The organism is Mesorhizobium sp. M4B.F.Ca.ET.017.02.2.1, from assembly GCF_003998955.1.
Lineage (GTDB): Bacteria > Pseudomonadota > Alphaproteobacteria > Rhizobiales > Rhizobiaceae > Mesorhizobium > Mesorhizobium abyssinicae.
Genome location: NZ_RZOF01000473.1, coordinates 1 through 3745, shown reverse-complemented (window position 1 = coordinate 3745; position 3745 = coordinate 1). Strand labels below are relative to the sequence as shown.

At 67.9% G+C, this 3745-nt stretch carries 3 protein-coding genes; 1 reads left to right on the top strand and 2 read right to left on the bottom strand.

The genetic code is table 11. The features are described from left to right. Positions 1–637 (bottom strand): LysR family transcriptional regulator (locus EN738_RS32190; protein ID WP_127287102.1); only part of this gene is annotated, 637 nt, incomplete at its 3' end. A gap of 90 nt (positions 638–727) precedes the next feature. Between EN738_RS32190 and EN738_RS32185 the strand changes: the two genes are divergently transcribed. Next, the gene (locus tag EN738_RS32185; protein WP_127287101.1) at positions 728–1621 is read left to right on the top strand and encodes a DMT family transporter; all 894 of its coding nucleotides are present in this window, start codon (positions 728–730) and stop codon (positions 1619–1621) included. 179 nt (positions 1622–1800) lie between these two features. Here EN738_RS32185 and mutL read toward each other — a convergent pair whose 3' ends face one another. After that, a complete protein-coding gene (mutL, locus tag EN738_RS32180; RefSeq protein WP_127287100.1) occupies positions 1801–3669 on the bottom strand; it encodes a DNA mismatch repair endonuclease MutL in 1869 nt (622 codons plus the stop codon). Positions 3670–3745 lie beyond the last annotated feature (76 nt).

Sequence of the window (3745 nt, the reverse complement as noted above, 5' to 3'; positions counted from 1 at the left end):
AGTCGATATCCTGCGCCGCGAGCCAGGCGCGCCAGGCGGATGCGTCGGAATCGTTGATCAGCGGGAACTTGAGCAGCCGGGCAGGGTCGCCGTGCCCTATTTCCCCCGCCAGTTCCGGCGAAGCGATCGGGAAGATGTACTCCTCGAACAGCTGCACCGAGACGCGACCGGGAATGCGACCGCGCCCGCAACGCACCGAAAGGTCGATGCCTTCGTCGGCGAGGTCCGCCTGGCGGTTGTCGACATCGAGCACGATGCGCAGCCGGGTCGGGCTGTTCTCGAGCGCCGCCATGCGCGGCATCAGCCACAGGCCGCTGACCGAGGGGATCGAGGCCAGCCGCACCACCGCGGTGCCGCGCGGCTCCACCCAGCGGTCGGAATTGACCGAGATCAGCGCGAAGGCCTCGGTGGTTCTCAGATGCAGGCGGTTGCCCTCATTGGTCAGCGTCACGCCGCGCGCGTTGCGCTCGAACACTTTCAGCCCCAGCCAGTCCTCCAGCTTGGCGATCTGCCGGCTGATGGCGCCGTGGGTGAGGTTCAGCCTCTCGGCCGCCGCCGAAAAGCTCCCCGTTCGCGCCGCCGCATCGAAAGCGCGCAAGGTCTCCAACGGGAGTAACTGGTTCGAGCTGTGATCCATGCTCACAGGTGACCCTCGAATTGGTCGTTTGTCAATCCACGGTTGATGCGGTCTTCTAGCCCCATGGAGCCAAGCAACGAGGATATAGCGATGACCGCCTATGCCGGTACGTTGAATCAGACACAGCGAATGGACACCACGGCGGCCATCGCGGTCGCGCTCACAGTGGTCGGCTGGGCCTCCGCCTTCCCGGCGATCCGTGCAGGCCTCGAGGCCTTCCAGCCGCTGGAGCTCGGCGCGCTGCGTTTTGCCATCGCCGCCGTGCCGGCGGCGATCTTCCTGGCCGTCAAGCGCCCGGCGCTGCCCAAGGTCGACGAGTTGTGGCGCTTCGGCTTCGGCGGCGCCATCTTCGTCGCGCTTTACACGGCGATGCTCAATTTCGGCGAGCTGACCGTGTCGGCGGGCGCCGCCGGCTTCATCATCAACGTCAGCCCTATCTTCACCGCCATCATGGCGATGGCGCTGCTCGGCGAGCGCTTTTCGGGCATGGCCTGGCTCGGCACGCTGATCTCGTTCGCCGGCATCGGCATCATCGCCATGGCCGACGGGCAGGGGCTGCACTTCAACACCGGTGCCCTCTTGGTGCTGGGTTCCGCGCTCTGCTCGGCCGTCAACACCATCGTCCAGAAGCCGCTCTTTGCCCGCCATCATCCGCTGACCATCGCCGCCTCCAACATGGTGCTCGGCGCGCTCTGCCTAGCGCCCTTCCTGCCGGAAGCGATCTCGCAGGCGGCAGTTGCCGACACAGCCGGTCTCGGCGCCGTCATCTACCTCGGCATCGTGCCCAGCCTGATCGCCTACGCCGCCTGGGCGACCGCGCTGTCGCGCCTGCCGGCTGCGCGTGCCTCGAACTTCCTCTATCTGGTCTCGCCGATGTCCGCCCTGATCGGCTTCTTCTGGCTGGGCGAAGTGCCGACGCTGCTCGGCATCCTCGGCGGCGCGCTGGCGCTAGGCGGCGTCATCGTGGTGAATTTGAAGCGGTAAGTCAGGGATCTAGCATTCCCGAGTCAGGAAAAGAGCCGCATCGAGCGGCTCTTTTCATGTCCCCCACCCGGACCTTCGATCCGACCTCCCGGCAAGGGGGAGGTAGGGCACCGCGCTTACCTCCTCCTTGTGGGGAGGGTCGCCGCGAAGCAGCGGGGCGGGGGCTGCGTCGTACGATCCTACCGCCGCCCGAACAGCCGCTCGATGTCGCCGAGCTTCAGCTCGATATAGGTCGGGCGGCCGTGGTTGCAGGTGCCGGAACCGGGCGTCGCCTCCATCTGGCGCAACAGCGCGTTCATCTCTTCGGGCTTCAGCAGCCGCCCCGAACGCACCGAGCCATGGCAGGCCATGGTCGCCGCGATGTGGTGCAGCCGCTCCTTCAGTGTCTCGACCGTGTCGTTGTCGGCGATCTCGTCGGCGAGGTCGCGCACCAGTTGCTGCACATTGGTTTCGCCGAGCATCGACGGCGTCTCGCGCACCGCCACCGCGCCCGGGCCGAAGCGCTCAAGGCCGAGGCCGAATCTGGCCAGCGTCTCGGAATGCATGGCCAGCCGCTCGGCGTCTTCTTCGGCCAAGTCGACGATCTCCGGCAGCAAAAGCATCTGCGAGGGCACCGCACGCGAGTGCAGCGCGTTCTTCAGGGCCTCGTAGACCAGCCGCTCATGCGCGGCGTGCTGGTCGACGATGACCAGCGAATCCCTGGTCTGGGCGACGATATAGTTCTCGTGTACCTGCGCCCGCGCCGCGCCCAGCGCCGTGCCGAGCAACGTCACGGCCGGCTCGTCCTGGCTGGCGCGCGCGTCGGCGCTGTGAAGCGGCCCGGCATCGAACGCCGCCTGGTCGGGTTCACCGAAGCCGGCTCTTTGCTGCTGGGCGTCGCCATATCCCATGTCGAGCGGCCGCTGCGGCGAATGCTCGAAGCCGGCGAAACCCGACGCGCGGTAGGCCGCCTCGTAGCTGCGGTGGCCATTGGCCGGCCCGCCATGGCCGAAGGGAGCGGCGCTCGGCCGGAACGCCGCCATCATGCCGGCGGCGCCCGTGGTCGCGGCGCGGATGCCGGCGCCAGCCAGCGCCTCGCGGATGGCGCCGACGATCAGCCCACGCACCAGGCCCGGATCGCGAAAACGCACATCGGCCTTGGCCGGATGGACATTGACGTCGACGGTCGCCGGATCGAGCGAAAGGAACAGCACGGTCACCGCATGGCGGTCGCGCGGCAGCACGTCGGCGAAGGCGCCGCGGATTGCGCCGGCGATCAGCTTGTCGCGCACCGGCCTTCCGTTGACATAGGCATATTGCTGCAGCGCGTTCGCCCGCGTGAAGGATGGAATGGAGACGTGGCCGGCAAGATGCACGCCATCGCGCGTGGCATCGATGGGGATGGCATTGTCGGGGAACTCGGCGCCCATCACTTGCGCCACGCGTTGCAGCCGGCCCTCCGGATCGTCGCCGGTCGCCGGCAATTCCAGCGTCGAGCGGTCGGTGCCGGCAAGCGTGAAGCGCACGCCGGGGAAGGCGATGGCGATGCGCTTCACCACGTCGCTGGTCGCCGAGCTTTCGGCCCGCTCGCCCTTCATGAATTTGAGCCGTGCGGGCGTGGCGAAGAACAGGTCGCGCACCTCGACCGTGGTGCCGCGGTTGGCCGCCGCCGGCTTCACCGCCGAGACCCGGCCGCCCTCGATGCCGATCTCGGCCGCGCTGTCGCCTGCGGCCGTGCGCGAGCGGATCGACAGCCGCGCCACCGAGCCGATCGAGGGCAGCGCCTCGCCGCGGAAGCCGAGTGAGCGGATGTCGAGGATGTCGTCTGAAAGCTTGGAAGTGCAGTGGCGTGCGATTGCCAGCGCCAGTTCCCGCTCCGGGATGCCGGAGCCGTCGTCGGTGACGCGGATCAGGTTCAGGCCGCCGCCCGCGGTGACGATCTCGACGCGCGTAGCACCTGCATCGAGCGCGTTCTCGACCAGTTCCTTCACCACGCTCGCCGGACGCTCGATGACCTCGCCGGCGGCGATCTGGTTGATCATCGTTTCGGAAAGCTGGCGGATGGGCATCCGGAGATTATAGGCGGATTCGACAGCGTTGGGGGAGGGGCGGAATACAGTTGGCAACAGCTACCGTCACGATCCC